A 14014-nucleotide genomic window follows, 5' to 3' on the forward strand; every position below is an offset into this window, starting at 1 on the left:
CCCTCTTCCGCGTTGCTGTATCCATGCGACGAGCACAAGCGACGGGAAAATGCGTCAAAGGCGGATCACGTAGTCCTTGCGAGTCGTTTCAACCACTTCCCAGGTTCCCTTGAAGCCGGGTCTCAGCACCAGACTGTCGCCGGCTTTGAGGTGAAGGGGCTCTCCATCCTCTTCGGTCACGATCGAGTGACCGAAGAGGATGTGGAAGTATTCCCATTCGTCGTAGACGATCCGCCACTTGCCAGGCGTCGCCTCCCATATGCCCGCATAGAGATTTCCGGCCCCCTCGAGGTTCCAGGTGCGGAACTCCGGATTTCCTGAAATCAGGCGGTCCGGCGCCGGAGCGCCGACCTCGGCCCCGACCGAAGACAAATCGAATTTCAGCATATGGCTCATCGAAGCCTCCGCTCCTGCAGTGCGGCTCAAGCCTTTGCCAGCGCCTGCTCGAGGTCGGCGATGATGTCGACGATATCCTCAATTCCGACCGACAACCGGATGACGTCGGGCCCGGCCCCCGCCGCGGTCTGCTGTTCCGGTGTGAGTTGCCGGTGGGTGGTCGAGGCGGGATGGATCACGAGCGAACGTGTGTCGCCGATATTGGCGAGATGGGAAAACATTTCCAGCGCCTCGACGAAGCGCTTTCCCGCCTCGTATCCGCCAGCGAGGCCGAAGGTGAAGACCGCTCCCGCTCCCTTCGGCGAATAGCGCTTCTGCAGCGCATTGTTCGGATCGTCTTCAAGACCGGCGTAACGAACCCAGGACACCTTCTCGTGCCCCTTCAGCCACTTGGCAACCTCAGCTGCGTTGTCGCAATGGCGCTGCATCCGGAGCGGCAGGGTCTCGACGCCGGTCTGGATCAAAAACGCGTTGAAGGGAGAGATCGCCGGACCGAAGTCCCGCAAACCCAGCACCCTCGCCGCGATGGCGAAAGCGAAGTTGCCGAAGGCCTGGTGCAGGACGACGCCGCCATATTCCGGCCTGGGCTCCGACAACAGCGGATACTTGCCTGATGTCGACCAGTCGAACGTACCGCCGTCGACGATCATGCCGCCCATCGAATTGCCATGGCCACCGATGAATTTGGTCAGCGAGTGGACGACGATATCGGCGCCATGTTCCAGCGGTCGCACCAGATAAGGCGTTGCCATCGTATTGTCGACGATGAGCGGCAGCCCGTGCCGGCGCGCGACTTCGGCGATCGCGGCTATATCGACGAAAGTGCCGCCCGGATTGGCGAGGCTTTCGATGAAGATCGCTTTGGTACGTTCGTCGATATGCGCATCGAAGCTTTCGGGTTCCGCTGAATCGGCCCAGCGGACCTGCCAATCGAATGCCTTGAAGGACTGGCCGAACTGGTTGACGGAGCCGCCGTATAGCTGCCGGGCCGAAACGAAGTTGTCACCCGGGCTCATGATCGTATGGAAAACGAGCAGCTGGGCCGCATGCCCCGAAGAAACCGCAAGCCCGGCAGTTCCGCCTTCAAGAGCCGCGATCCGCTCCTCCAGCACCGCCTGCGTCGGGTTCATGATGCGGGTATAGATATTGCCGAATTGCTTGAGGCCGAAGAGCGCGGCGGCATGATCCGTGTCATTGAAAACGAAGCTGGTCGTCTGATAGATCGGCGTCGCCCGCGCCCCGGTCGTCGGGTCCGGCTGGGCTCCGGCATGAATTGCAAGCGTGCTGAAACCGGGTCCGCCATTCATCTTCGTTTCTCCCTCACTCACTTGAATAATCTGATGCTCATCCGATCAGGCGCGGATATTCGATGGCCGGGCAGCGATCCATGACGACCTTGATGCCTGCGGCTTCGGCCTTGGCCGCTGCCACGTCGTCGCGGACGGATAGTTGTCCCCAGATGACCTTGGGAGGCGACGGCAGCGCCAGGATTTCGTCCACAAGGGCCGGCAGGGCGCTCGCTGCGCGGAAGACGTCCACCATGTCGATCGACTCCCCGATGTCCGCGAGGCGTCCCACCACCGGTTGATCGAGGATGGTGCCGCCCGCATGCCCGGGATTGACCGGAATAACGCGGTAGCCCTTGCGCAGAAGGAAGGCCATGACGCGATAGCTCGGCCGCTCCGCCTTCGGAGAGGCGCCTACGAGCGCAATGGTCTTCGTCTCGCGCAGGATGTCGGCCAGATAGTAATCCGGGTAGGCGTCGTGGTTCATGCTCATCGTCCAGACCTACTACATCGCAGCGCGTCCAAGCGGACGCGCAAAGGGGGCTGTAACGCTTCAAGTTACTGAATCTCTCCCTCAACCGCGTTCGATCCAAGGAAAAGCTCATCCTTCATGCGGAGCGATAGTTGGCGTGGAGCGGCCGCGAGTCAACCGAGAGCCTTCTCCGGGCATGCCATATGCACCGTTTCATTTCGCTTCAGCGACAATTCCGGTTGCATTTCGGGCAATGCGAGCCCACAACCGGCTTTCCAGCCTGTTCACCCCGCAGAGGTTCATTTTGCCGCCGGACGTCATTGCGCTCGTACTTCTCGGAGCGCTCCTGCACGCCACCTGGAACGCGCTCGTCAAAGCCGGCACGGAAAAATCGCTCGACGCTGCCATGGTGTCGCTCGGCGGAGCCGTCGTGGCGCTGCCCTTTCTGCCTTTCCTGCCAATGCCCGGCTCCGAGGCCGTGCCTTACATCCTCGTATCGGCCCTTTTCCAATTCGCCTATTTTCAGCTCGTCGCAGCTGCGTATCGCGCTGGCGACATCGGGCTCGTCTATCCCTTGATGCGTGGCGTCGCACCGCTTCTCGTCGCGGCAACAAGCAGTCTCGTCATCGGCGAGAAACTGACCGGCGGCGCTCTGGCCGGCGTCATGACGATCTCCGCGGGCGTGCTGACGCTCGCCTTCGAGTCCCGCAAGGGCGGCAGGCATGCGATCACGCTGGCACTGCTCAACGCCTGCGTGATCGCGAGCTACACCTATGTCGACGGCATCGGTGCACGCATTTCCGCCAATGCCATTTCCTATACGCTCTGGATGGCGCTGCTGCCGCCTGTGCTTCTCTTCGGCTGGGCTTTCGCCCGGCGCGGCGTCAAGCCCGTCGCCCGGCATGTCTACGGTCACTGGTGGCGCGGGCTGATCGGCGGCGCCGGATCGATCGGCTCATACGGCCTTGCGCTCTGGGCGATGACGAAAGCCCCTGTCGCCACGGTCGCCGCGCTTCGCGAAACGGCCATTCTCTTTGCGGTCGTCATCTCGGTGGTGTTCCTCAAAGAGCGCGTCAGCGCCTGGCGCATCATCGCCGCCTGCATCATTGCGCTCGGCGCTTTGCTCCTCAGGCTCGCGTGATCCATTCTAAAGGTCAGAGCGGGATGCGGGCGGGAAACCGGGCGCAGTTCTCCTCATTCTGCCCTAGTCTTCCTTCCAATCCGGCATGCGCTTGCCGAGAAAGGCGCCGATGCCCTCCTCGGCATCACGGGCGAGCATGTTCTCGACCATGACGCCGACTGCAAAGTCGTAAGCCTCGGCAAGCGGCATTTCCGCCTGCCGGTAGAAGGCTTCCTTGCCGATCTTCAGTGCCTGCGGCGACTTCGTGGCAATGACCGACGCATATTTGTCGATGACCTGGCGCAGATATTGCTGAGGAACGATGCGGTTGACGAGACCGAACTCCTTCGCTGTCCCGGCATCTATCGGCTCACCGGTCAGGAGCATTTCCATCGCCTGCTTGCGATGGGCCGCGCGTGTCAGAGCGACCATCGGCGTCGAACAGAAAAGGCCAATGTTCACACCCGGGGTGCAGAAGGTGGACGTGTCGGTGCAGATCGCCAGGTCGCAACTTGCGACAAGCTGGCACCCAGCGGCCGTCGCGAGACCGTCGACTTCTGCAATGACCGCCTGCGGCAGCCTGGTAATGGTCAGCATCACTTCGGCCGCCAGGCGCATCGTTCGCTCGAAGAAAGCCCGTCCGCCGTCCGCGTGGGCCCGATGGGAGGTCATTTCCTTGAGATCGTGGCCGGCGGAGAAAAGCTTGCCGGCCGCGGCGATCACGACAACCTTGATTTCCTTCGAGGCGGCCGCCTCCTCGAGCGCCGCCAGCAAGGCTTCCATCAAGGCGATCGAAAGCACGTTGGCAGGCGGATTGTTGAGCGTCAAACGCAGGACCGGGCTGTTGACCTCACGTAGCAACGGTCCGCTCTGTTCTTCTTTCCTGAATGAAACGACATCCGCCATGGTTCTCTCCCATATCGACTGTGCTGCCGTGGTACGCCGCCGTCGCCGCTCTTTCAACCCCGCGCCGGACCGGCGAAATCGAGCTAAGACCAATTTCCGGCTTGCGCGGCGCTTCCGGACGTCCTGTAACGGGCGCAGCCGCGAAAAACATGGAGAAGGCCCGATGACCCTGCAACCGGTCATGACCGTCGAGGAGCTCAATCGCTTTCTCGATACCGATTTCCCGCAGGTCCACACGGATGGAAAGGTCTTTGCAGTGACGGATACCGGACCGGGCTTCGCCACGATGCGGCTCGACCCGAACGAGCGCCATATTCGTCCGGGCGGCACGGTTTCGGGCCCGACGCTGTTCGCGCTGGCGGACGTGTCGGCCTATATTGCGCTCATCGCGCATATCGGCCCGGTCGCGCTTGCCGTGACCACCAGCCTCAACATCAACTTCCTGCGCAAGCCGGAACCCGAACCCCTCGAATGTACCTGCCGGATTCTCAAGCTCGGGAAGCGCCTCGCCGTACTCGATGCCTCGATAAAGCCGGTCGCAGGCCCGGATCTGGTCGCTCATGCGACCGCCACCTATTCAATTCCACCGCGCCGAGATGCGGTATAATAACACCACATTGCTAAATTACTGATTTTACTTGCTCTTCTTTCCCGATGAACCAAAAGTCGGCCTTGACCTTGTTTTCCTGCTTGCGTATAAGCTGCCCCAGATCGCGGTCCGACTGGGCCGTCTTCTTTTTGTCCCATCGGGGTCAAAGCAAGCAACAAGAAACGCCCGGCTCCGTTTCCGGGTCCAACGAAAGAGTTTAGATATGGCAACCTTCGTTCAGAAGCCTGCAGAGGTGGAGAAGAAGTGGATCCTCATCGATGCCGAAGGCCTCGTTGTCGGTCGCCTCGCTTCCCTCATCGCAAACCGCCTGCGCGGCAAGCATAAAGCCACCTATACGCCCCATGTCGACGACGGCGACAACGTCATCGTCATCAATGCCGAAAAAGCCGTCCTCACCGGCAAGAAGTACACCGACAAGAAGTACTATTGGCACACCGGCTACCCGGGCGGCATCAAGGAGCGCACCGCGCGCCAGATCATCGAAGGCCGCTTCCCGGAGCGCGTTATCGAGAAGGCCGTCGAACGCATGGTTCCGCGCGGCCCGCTCGGTCGCCGCCAGATGAAGAACCTGCGTGTATACGCCGGGTCGAACCACCCGCATGAAGCCCAGCAGCCGACCGTCCTCGACGTCGCCAAGCTGAACAACAAGAACACAAGGAGCGCCTGATAATGGCTGACCTTTCCGCACTCAAGGATATCGCCACGACCGCGGAACCGGCTGCTCCGGTTCACGTCAAGAAGGTCGACGCGCAGGGCCGCTCCTACGCGACCGGCAAGCGCAAGGACGCCGTCGCCCGCGTTTGGATCAAGCCCGGCTCCGGCAAGATCACCGTCAACGGCAAGCCTTTCTCGGACTATTTCGCACGTCCGGTTCTGCAGATGATCCTGCAGCAGCCGGTCGTCGCAGCTGCCCGTGACGGCCAGTTCGATATCGACGCGACCGTTGCCGGCGGCGGCCTTTCCGGTCAGGCCGGTGCCGTTCGTCACGGCATTTCCAAGGCCCTCACCTACTTTGAGCCGGGCCTGCGCGCCGTTCTGAAGCGTGGCGGCTTCCTCACCCGCGACAGCCGCGTGGTCGAGCGCAAGAAGTACGGCCGTGCGAAGGCACGTCGTTCGTTCCAGTTCTCCAAGCGCTAATCGCGTTGGCAGACCGCACTTTCGAAGGCCGGGCTTGTCCCGGCCTTTTTCATGCGCATGCGTAACCGCTCCCGTGCACATGATTTTGTCGCCAGGCTATTGCCTTGCCCATACTGATTGGCCAACGTCCCGTCATCTGACGGGAGAACAGCATGGCAAACAAGTCGATCGACCACGCGATCACCGCGACATCACTGACTTCGGCGGCTTCCGATCCGACGCATGCCGGCATCCTTTCCTTCATGCGGCGGAAATACACGAAAAACCTGAAGGGCGTGGATGCGGTCGTCTGGGGAGTGCCGTTTGATGCGGCCACGTCGAACCGCCCCGGGGCGCGCTTCGGGCCACAGGCGATCCGCCGTGCATCGGCGATTTTCGACAACGATCCGCAATATCCCTTTCAGCGCGATCTCTTCTCCCAGATGGCGACGATCGACTACGGCGATTGCCTGCTCGACTACGGCAACCATCAAAAGACGCCGCAAACCATCGAGCGCGAGGCGATGAAAATCCTGAAGTCGGGCGCCTATCTGCTGACGCTCGGCGGCGACCACTACGTTACCTATCCCATCCTTAAGGCCCATGCGGCGCAGCATGGCCCCCTCGCCCTCGTCCAGTTCGACGCCCATCAGGACACATGGCCGGACGAGAAAGGCCGCATCGATCATGGCTCCTTCGTCGGCCGCGCTGCCCGCGAAGGGCTCATCGACATCGAACGCTCGATCCAGATAGGCATCCGGACGCATGCGCCGGAGGATTGCGGCATTCGGATCGTTCACGGCTATGAACTGGAGGAGATGCGCGCCGAGGAGATCGCCCAGGCCATCATCCGTCATGTCGGCAGTCGCCCCGCCTATCTGACCTTCGACATCGATTGCCTTGACCCTGCCTTTGCGCCCGGCACCGGCACCCCCGTCGCCGGCGGCCCGTCAAGTGCGAAAATCCTCTCGGTTCTGCGCAAGCTTGGAGCGCTTCATATCACCGGAAGCGACGTCGTCGAAGTCGCGCCCGCCTACGATCACGCTGATCTCACCGCCATTGCTGGTTCGACCATCGCCATGTATATGCTAGGCCTGCGTGCCGGCTGGCTGGCCGAAAGGCGCGGCTGATCGCAGCGGCCGCACGTTCTCAAGAAATCGATTCAATTCTATGCCAGACTGATTCCGTACGCGCCGGTAACAGTCTGCAGGAGCAGGAAAATCATGAAACCGAAGATCTTTATCGATGGCGAACACGGCACGACGGGCCTGCAGATCCGTACGCGCATGGCCGGGCGTACGGATCTCGAGCTTCTGTCCATTCCGGAAGCGGAGCGACGCAATGCGGCGATGCGCGAGGATCTGTTAAACAGTGCGGATATCGCAATCCTCTGCCTGCCGGACGACGCCTCGCGGGAGGCCGTCGCCATGGTTGCCGGAAACAATCGCGTGCGCATAATCGACACCTCGACCGCGCATCGCGTTGCGCCCGACTGGGCCTATGGCTTTGCGGAAATGGACAAGGCGCAACCCCGCAAGATCCGCGATGCACGCCACGTCGCGAACCCGGGCTGCTACCCCACGGGCGCAATCGCCCTGATCCGCCCCCTCCGGCAGGCCGGCATTCTGCCTGATGGTTATCCGGTCACCGTCAATGCGGTCTCCGGCTATACCGGCGGCGGCAAGCAGATGATTGCGCAGATCGAGGACGACAAGAGTCCGGACCATATCAGAGCGCCGCACTTCCTTTACGGGCTTACGCTGAAACATAAACATGTGCCTGAAATGAAGATGCACGGGCTGCTCGAGCGCGCGCCCGTCTTCAGCCCTTCCGTCGGCAAATTCGCGCAGGGCATGATCGTGCAGGTACCGCTCTACGTCGACGATCTCGCAGCCGGCGCAACGATCGAAAGCATTCATCGGGCGCTTGTCGATCACTACGCGGGCCAGTCGATCGTCGAGGTCGTACCGCTTGAGGAGAGCGCAAAGCTCGCCCGGATCGATGCGACGGAACTCGCGGGCAAGGACACCATGAAACTCTTCGTCTTCGGCACCGATGGCGGGGCGCATGTCAACATGGTCGCGCTCCTCGACAATCTCGGCAAGGGGGCGTCGGGCGCCGCTGTTCAGAACATGGACCTGATGCTTTCCGCCTGAGACCCGGCAGACAGAAGCCCCGGCAGCCTCCCTTCCGGGGCTTCTGTCTATCTTAACCACAGAGCATCAAGATCAAGCGCGAACTTCGATTGCCGTATCCTTCGGATAGGCGCCTACGAAACCGCGCCAGTGGGCAATCGCAAAACCGAGTACCACGAGCGCGCCGCCCTGATGCAGCACGCCCCAACCGATGGGGACCTGCAGAAGCAGCGTGGTGATGCCGATGGCCGCCTGCACGACCACCAGTGCAAACAGCAGCACCGAGCGGCGCGCGTGGGTGGTTTCCGGCGCGGAGCGCAAGGCCGCGATCATGTGCCAAAGCACCAATGCGAGCAGAAGATAGGCGCCGAGGCGGTGGACGAACTGCACCGTCTTCGGATTTTCGAAGAGATTGATCCAGGCGGGCTGCTGCACGAACAGGCCGCCCGGCACGATCGCACCGTCCATCAGCGGCCAGGTGTTATAGCTCAGACCCGCGTCGAGACCTGCAACGATCGCTCCCAGATAGATCTGGAAGAGACTGAAGATCGCTATGACCGCCGCCATCTTTTGTGAGGCTTTGGTCGGAGGCGCGTCGTCGGAATGCGGACATAGCCCCCGATAGATCCACATGCAGGCGGCGAAGATCACGCAGGCGATGGTCAGATGGGTGGCGAGCCGGTACTGGCTGACGGCGGTCCGTTCCGCAAGACCCGAGGAAACCATCCACCAGCCGATAAAGCCCTGCAAGCCGCCGAGCGCCAGAATTGCAAGAAGCGGCAGCCGCAGGCGACGCTCCACCCGCCCGGTGACCCAGAAGAAGAAGAGCGGCAGAGCGAAGATCACGCCGATGCCGCGCGCAAGCAGCCGGTGCGCCCATTCCCACCAGAAAATGGTCTTGAAATCGTCGACGGTCATGCCTTTGTTGATCTGCTCATATTGCGGAATGCGCTGATAGAGACGGAATTCCTCTTCCCACTCCTGCGCAGACAGGGGCGGGATGACGCCGTGCACCGGTTTCCACTCGGTGATGGAAAGGCCGGATTCGGTCAGGCGCGTCGCTCCGCCCACGAGCACAAGCGCAAACAAGGCAAAGAGAACGACGGCAAGCCAGCCGCGGATGTGCCGGCGGTTGCGCTCGGTTCTGCCGATTTCTCTCAGCAGCGTCTGTTCTGTTGCCAACTCGGCATGAGCCATGGCACTTCCTCATCTGTCACCGCAAAACGGGTACCGCTTTGCCGGGTTTGCCGGCCGGGACGCCCTCAAAGCCGTTGATTTGCACCAGAGCGCCGTGCAAAACAAGGCCGAACCCTTTGCGGCATCCCGTCGCGGCCGCGCGAGGGCTTAAGCCGCCGCTATCCGAAAGAACGAAAAAATGCCCGTACGCCTCAGAAAACTGATCGGCACCATCCTGCTCATCGTCCTTGTCGTCGTCTATGCACTTGCGGCCGTCACCTTCGCTTCCCTTCTGCTCGGCGCGTCACCCTGGTGGGTCCACCTGCTCTACTTCTTCTTCACAGGGCTGCTGTGGGTCCTGCCGGCCATGCTGATCATCAAGTGGATGGAAAAGCCTGCAGCCGATCACCAGCAACGACCTTGATCTGCGGGAGGTTGGTCGTATGAGAATAGCCGTCAGTTCCGATATTCACGGCAACGATCTCGCGCTGGAGGCCGTGCTCGCCGACGTCGATGCGCAAGGAATCGACGAAATCGTCAATCTTGGCGATCACGTGAGCGGTCCGCTGAATGCTGCCCGGACGGCTGAGATCCTGATCGGCCGCAATACTGCTGCAATACGCGGCAATCACGATCGCTACCTCCTGACGATCGATCCTTCCCGCATGGGATTGTCCGACCGTGCCGCCCATGGCGAACTCGATCGGCGACATCTTGACTGGTTAGCCGCCCTGCCGGACACCCTTGTCCATAGGGATGTACTCTTTCTCTGCCATGGCACGCCGGCAAGCGACGAGGCCTATTGGATGGAAACGCTGACGGAGGATGGTGTCGTTCACATAGCTCAACGAGCGGCGATCGAGCGTATGGCAGAAGACATCCTCTACCCGGTGATCCTCTGCGGCCACACGCATGTCCCCCGCGCGTTGCGGCTTTCGGACGGGCGCCTGCTGGTCAATCCGCGTAGTGTCGGCTGCCCCGCCTATGCTGACGACCAGCCGGTTGCACACAAAGTCGAAGCCGGCTCTCCACATGCCCGATACGCTGTCGTCGAACGGACATCCGGCGATTGGAACGTCACTTTCCGCTGCGTAGCCTACGATCACATGGCCGCTTCTCTTCTCGCGGCCGAACGCAACCGCCCGGAATGGGCAAGGGCGCTTGCGACCGGGTTCGTCGATTGAGCCCTTTCCCGGAGGCCATCCGGCGATCGCCTCGCTTGGCATTCACATATCGCTAACCGAGTTCTTCGCCGGACAAGCGAGCGCCTTCGGAGTTAATCGGATCTACGGGGTTTCCCGCTTGACTGCCTGCATTACGCACGCGGATCGACGATGATGGCCAATTCCGAGTTAACCCTTTCGCCGGAGTGCATTGCCGGGCGGTATCATGATGCCGCGATCACCCGCCCGGGAGGCCACGCAGCCGGCAGGATCACTTTCTCCATCCACACCGATATGGCCGAGCTCGAAGCAGAATGGCGCGTATTCGATGATTGCAGCCTCAATTCGCTGCATCAGAGCTTCGACTGGTGCGCGTCGTGGGTAAAGACGCATGGCAGCGAGCTGCTGATCGTGCGCGGCGCGGCTGGCAAGGAGCCGCTTTTCCTTCTCCCGTTCGAGATCGAACGCGGCCGGCTTTTCCGTACGGCCCGCCTGATCGGCTCGGAGCATAGCAACCTTAACACCGGCCTGTTTGACGGACGGGATGGCGCCTTCTGCGCCGAGTGCGTACTGGCGCTCGCCAGCGGCATTGGTCGCCAGCTCCGTCAGTTCGCGGACGTTCTCGTGCTCGAACGGACGCCACGGATCTGGCGCGGTGCGCCACACCCGCTCGCCGCTCTGGCCGGTATCGAACACCCGAACGCTTCGTTTCAATTGCCTCTTCTCGGCACCATCGACCGCACGCTCACTCAGCTGAATGCCAAACGGCGGCGCAAGAAAATGCGCATTTCCGAACGGCGTCTCGCCGAGATCGGCGGTTATGATTATGTGATCGCGCGGGAAAAGCCCGAGGCCCATGCCCTGCTCGAAACATTCTTTAAGCAGAAGGCCGCCCGCTTCGAGGCAATCGGCCTGCCGGACGCTTTTCGGCAAGCCGAGACACGCGCATTTTTCCATGCGCTGATCGATTCCGGCGCTGACGAGCCGGACAGGCTCCTGGAGCTCAATGCGATAAGGCTGAAGGGCGAGCATGCAGGCCGGATTTCTGCGATCGCCGGTCTTTCGCGCAAGGGCGACCACGTTATCTGTCAGTTCGGCTCCATCGACGAGGAAATCGCCGCCGGTGCTAGCCCGGGCGAATTATTGTTCTACAGAATCATCGAGCGGCTGTGTCGAGAAGGCGTCGCCCTTTTCGACTTCGGCATCGGCGATCAAGCCTACAAGCGGTCGTGGTGCACGATTGAGACGCGGTTACGGGACATCTTCCTGCCAATCACGCTCCGCGGTCGGGCCGCTGCCGCCGTGTTCCGCGCAGTTGCCCGTGCGAAGCGGTGGATCAAAGCCAACGAAAAGTTTTACGCCTTCATACAAAGGAAACGACGGTTACGGCAGATGTCGGCTGCAAGCGCAGATGAACCGTAGACCTGGCGCCAATGCCTCCTACTGGGAAGCCGCAGCACAGTTCCCGGAAAGCCCTCTACGCCGCGCGGCGGTCGGGAAAATCAGGACCTTTCTGCCCCTGCCCGGTCATAAGCACGACATCGCGATATCCCGCTTCGCCGAAACGCATCAACATCTCGACAATCTGATCGTTGCTGATCGACGGTGCCGACAGGATGATCTCGGTACCCTCGTGTCGTAACTTGGCGACCGCGTCTGCGTCAGCCGAACCGCATTCAATCAAGACGAGGTCGTAGGCACTGGAGAGCGCATCGACGATGATCCGCAGCCGGTCGATACCGCGCATCGCCGCATGCGGGTCGGCGTCGCCACAGGGTATTATATGTGCTTCTGACAAGCTGTCTGAGTGAATCGCCTCGGAAAAGGCGACCTCCCCCATGAGCAAATTCGTGACTCCGGCAAGATCCTGCGAATGCGCCATGAGCCGCGTCGGGCAGGCTGAACCGGAAAGGTCGATCAGAACGACTTTCTGCCCCTCTTCGGCCAGAAAGCGCGCCAGCATTACGGTCGCAGTGGATCCTTCGTCGCCGCCCGGCGATACCGAGACGGCAACCCGCACGCCTTTGGCTCGAATATGTTCGGCAACCGACTCCATTGAAAAATCATGGTTCGGTGCTTCGTTTTCGCTCCGGCCTTCTTCCTCATCCGCAGATATCGCCGAAACGAGGATTGGCGCGGGAATCTGCTGGACCAGAACCGGAACTGGCGGTTCTCCTGCGGGCTGACCTGCGGTCGACGCTTCGGGTATGGAAACAGGCCTCAGCGCGCGACCGCTGAAAAGCTCCCTTAGCATGATAACGACGCAACTGACGAGGAAGCTGGCAAAGGCTGCGACGATCGTTATCGGCAGCACCTTGGGGAAGCTCTGGCTGGTGGGGATGACGGCGCGCGAAATCACGCGTGCATCGGCCGGAGTTGCATTCGCCACAGTGCGCGAGGTGGCCTCGCGATAACGGGCAAGATAAGTTTCAAGCAACTGGCGCTGTGCCGCCGCCTCGCGCTCGAGCGCACGAAGTCCCACTTCCTCCTCGCCCGCCTGCGCCGATTGCGCCTTGAGCGTGTTCAGCTGCTGGACGAGCTGCTGTTCGCGCAATTGCCCGACCTTCGCTTCGTTTTCGAGGCTCGCGAGAATCTTCCGCGTCTCCGACCGGATCTGCGCTTCGATCCCCTCCAGCTGCGACTTGAGCCCCTTCAAGCGCGGATGACCGTCGAGCAGCGCCGGCGACAGATCGGCGATCTGCGACTGAACATTGGAGCGGCTTTCCTTGAGACGCTGTATCATCGGCGAACCGACGATGTCGGCAAGGGTGTCGGCCGGACGACCGTCCGCGAGCGCCGTCCGCATACCCTCGGCGCGGGCAGCCGCATTGGCACGCTCCGCGCGCACCCGCGCGAGCTCCGTCGAAATGTCGGTCAGCTGGCGTGTAGCAAAATTCTGCGTCTCTCCGGTCGGAAGCAGACCCGATTCCGCGCGGTAAATGGCAACCTTGGCCTCCGCCTCGCGCACCTTCTCGCGCAGGTTGGCGATTTCCGGTTCCAACCACCGGCTTGCATCGGAGTTGGAGTCGAGCTTGGCGCCGCTCTGCAGGGAGCGATAGACATCGGCCATTTCGTTCGGAATAGCGGCCGCAAGCTTCGGATCTTTCGAAGTGAAGGCGATGGCGATCACACGCGACTTTTCGACCTGGTAGACCTGCAGCTTCTCATTGAACTCTTTGAGGACCCGTTCCTCGGGCGGAAGATCGAGGGGATTCTTCTTGAGACCCAGCATCACCAGGAGATCGGAGGCGGCGGAAGGCCGGGCGGAGGGATCGAATTCTTCGCGTTCGTGCAGTTTCATGTTGCGCGCGACCTGCTTGATCAGGTCCGCCGAGCGCAGGACCTGCACCTGGCTGAGAATGCCCGATTCATCGAACATTCGGTCGGATCCGCTCTGCGAGACTTGGTTGCTGCCGCTGAACTCGGGCTCACGCGATTCGATCAAAACGCGGGTCTCGCCTTGATAGTCGGGAGCGACCATCCTGGCGGCGGCGAAGCTGACGGCAGCGGCCCCAACAGTGACGAGCAGGACGCGCACGCGCCGTTGCCAGATGGCGCGGAAGAGCCCGCCGAGGTCGATATCTACATCCTGCTGCCCGCCCGACATACCCCTGCACCCCAAAGCTTTCAAAGT

Annotated in this window: 15 protein-coding genes; 9 read left to right on the forward strand and 6 right to left on the reverse strand. The window is 61.6% G+C overall.

The features are described from left to right. Positions 1-54: 54 nt before the first annotated feature. Genes FB009_RS17045 through FB009_RS17055 form a run of 3 tightly spaced genes read right to left on the reverse strand, consistent with a single transcriptional unit; the run spans position 55 to position 2169 of the window. Complete coding sequence (locus FB009_RS17045) at positions 55-396, reverse strand: cupin domain-containing protein (RefSeq protein ID WP_011975062.1); 342 nt, start codon at positions 394-396, stop codon at positions 55-57. A gap of 26 nt (positions 397-422) precedes the next feature. Beyond that, positions 423-1703 carry an O-acetylhomoserine aminocarboxypropyltransferase gene (locus tag FB009_RS17050; RefSeq protein ID WP_011975061.1) on the reverse strand — a complete coding sequence of 427 codons (1281 nt, stop codon included), beginning with the start codon at positions 1701-1703 and terminating at the stop codon, positions 423-425. Between the two features lie 37 nt (positions 1704-1740). Beyond that, positions 1741-2169, reverse strand: coding sequence for a CoA-binding protein (locus FB009_RS17055; protein WP_024311658.1), 429 nt, complete (start codon positions 2167-2169; stop codon positions 1741-1743). A gap of 289 nt (positions 2170-2458) precedes the next feature. On the opposite strand from FB009_RS17055, the gene FB009_RS17060 reads away from it, so the two are divergent. Continuing rightward, on the forward strand, positions 2459-3295 hold the full coding sequence (locus FB009_RS17060; protein WP_024311659.1) for a DMT family transporter: 837 nt from the start codon (positions 2459-2461) through the stop codon (positions 3293-3295). 63 nt (positions 3296-3358) lie between these two features. On the opposite strand, the gene FB009_RS17065 is transcribed toward FB009_RS17060, so the two are convergent. Further along, complete coding sequence (locus FB009_RS17065; protein WP_011975058.1) at positions 3359-4180, reverse strand: enoyl-CoA hydratase; 822 nt, start codon at positions 4178-4180, stop codon at positions 3359-3361. Between the two features lie 163 nt (positions 4181-4343). Between FB009_RS17065 and FB009_RS17070 the strand changes: the two genes are divergently transcribed. The 5 genes from FB009_RS17070 to argC all read left to right on the forward strand — a co-directional run bounded on the left by FB009_RS17070 (position 4344) and on the right by argC (position 8062). Further along, on the forward strand, positions 4344-4787 hold the full coding sequence (locus tag FB009_RS17070; protein WP_011975057.1) for a PaaI family thioesterase: 444 nt from the start codon (positions 4344-4346) through the stop codon (positions 4785-4787). A 205-nt stretch (positions 4788-4992) separates the two neighbouring features. Next, on the forward strand, positions 4993-5457 hold the full coding sequence (rplM, locus tag FB009_RS17075; RefSeq protein WP_011975056.1) for a 50S ribosomal protein L13: 465 nt from the start codon (positions 4993-4995) through the stop codon (positions 5455-5457). Between the two features lie 2 nt (positions 5458-5459). After that, on the forward strand, positions 5460-5927 hold the full coding sequence (rpsI, locus tag FB009_RS17080) for a 30S ribosomal protein S9 (protein ID WP_011975055.1): 468 nt from the start codon (positions 5460-5462) through the stop codon (positions 5925-5927). A gap of 152 nt (positions 5928-6079) precedes the next feature. Further along, entirely contained in the window at positions 6080-7036 is a 957-nt protein-coding gene (gene speB / locus FB009_RS17085) for an agmatinase (RefSeq protein ID WP_011975054.1), read from the forward strand. Between the two features lie 93 nt (positions 7037-7129). Continuing rightward, complete coding sequence (gene argC, locus FB009_RS17090; protein WP_011975053.1) at positions 7130-8062, forward strand: N-acetyl-gamma-glutamyl-phosphate reductase; 933 nt, start codon at positions 7130-7132, stop codon at positions 8060-8062. Positions 8063-8134: 72 nt separating this feature from the next. On the opposite strand, the gene FB009_RS17095 is transcribed toward argC, so the two are convergent. Continuing rightward, on the reverse strand, positions 8135-9238 hold the full coding sequence (locus FB009_RS17095) for a COX15/CtaA family protein (RefSeq protein ID WP_011975052.1): 1104 nt from the start codon (positions 9236-9238) through the stop codon (positions 8135-8137). Between the two features lie 178 nt (positions 9239-9416). Between FB009_RS17095 and FB009_RS17100 the strand changes: the two genes are divergently transcribed. The 3 genes from FB009_RS17100 to FB009_RS17110 all read left to right on the forward strand — a co-directional run bounded on the left by FB009_RS17100 (position 9417) and on the right by FB009_RS17110 (position 11802). Further along, positions 9417-9641: a DUF2842 domain-containing protein gene (locus FB009_RS17100; RefSeq protein ID WP_011975051.1), complete on the forward strand. Its 225-nt coding sequence runs from the start codon at positions 9417-9419 to the stop codon at positions 9639-9641. 19 nt (positions 9642-9660) lie between these two features. Next, positions 9661-10401 (forward strand): metallophosphoesterase family protein, encoded by a 741-nt coding sequence (locus tag FB009_RS17105; RefSeq protein ID WP_011975050.1) that lies wholly within the window; start codon positions 9661-9663, stop codon positions 10399-10401. Positions 10402-10551: 150 nt separating this feature from the next. Continuing rightward, positions 10552-11802 (forward strand): GNAT family N-acetyltransferase, encoded by a 1251-nt coding sequence (locus FB009_RS17110; protein ID WP_011975049.1) that lies wholly within the window; start codon positions 10552-10554, stop codon positions 11800-11802. Between the two features lie 55 nt (positions 11803-11857). Here FB009_RS17110 and FB009_RS17115 read toward each other — a convergent pair whose 3' ends face one another. Further along, positions 11858-13987 carry a GumC family protein gene (locus FB009_RS17115; RefSeq protein WP_011975048.1) on the reverse strand — a complete coding sequence of 710 codons (2130 nt, stop codon included), beginning with the start codon at positions 13985-13987 and terminating at the stop codon, positions 11858-11860. Between the last annotated feature and the right edge of the window lie 27 nt (positions 13988-14014).

It is taken from the genome of Sinorhizobium medicae (genome assembly GCF_007827695.1).
Lineage (GTDB): Bacteria > Pseudomonadota > Alphaproteobacteria > Rhizobiales > Rhizobiaceae > Sinorhizobium > Sinorhizobium medicae.